A 719-nucleotide genomic window follows, 5' to 3' on the forward strand; every position below is an offset into this window, starting at 1 on the left:
AAATTGCTTTCATTTTCAATAAAGCCACCTAAGTCACCTGCGTACACATCTCTAAAATTTCTTAAAGCACGTATACGGTGAAGCGTAACTCCATTAACTTCGATTGTTTCATCAGTAGATTCATACTTCTTTTTAAGTATCATATCTTCCACCTCTATCTTCTCACTTACTTTTCTTCTTACTCTTCTTATTCTTATGAGGCGGCGCTTTTACTACTTCATCACGCTGTTTAAGCTCTTGTGTTAGTCTTTCAACTTGCTCGTCGCGTGATGCAACATCTGCTTTTAGTGCCTGTATCTTTTCACTTTTCCGTTTAAAGTCTTCTCGGTACGCATCTATCTTTTGCTTCAATTCTTTAATTTCCGTATCACGTGATTGAACATCTGCTTCGAGTGTCATTACAACTTCACTTACATTTCTGAACGCCTTTTCATGCTCTTCAGTCTTTTGTTTCAGTTGTTTAATTTCCTCGTCACGTTCTTCAATCTCTTGCTTCAGTTGTTTAATTTCCTTGTCACGTTCTTCAAGATCCGCATCACATTCATCAATTGTCTGCTTGCTTTCCTTTAAATACCTAAACTCATTCTCTTTCATTTTTTTCTTAATATCTTGAACCTGCTCTTTAAGCGCCTTAACTTGGTCGCGATAATGCAATGCAATACGAAACATCACTCCGCTTAAGAGCAAAACTGAAACCACTGCTATCCATAAAATTTCAT

1 protein-coding gene is annotated in these 719 nt (G+C 36.9%); it reads right to left on the reverse strand.

What is annotated here, in order from left to right; all coding sequences use genetic code 11:
- Nucleotides 1-162 precede the first annotated feature (162 nt).
- Nucleotides 163-719 (reverse strand): hypothetical protein (locus ACFIMP_RS09850; RefSeq protein ID WP_375686346.1); only part of this gene is annotated, 557 nt, incomplete at its 5' end.

Origin of the sequence: Bartonella sp. AP65SXKL (assembly GCF_042195725.1) — a bacterium.
Lineage (GTDB): Bacteria > Pseudomonadota > Alphaproteobacteria > Rhizobiales > Rhizobiaceae > Bartonella.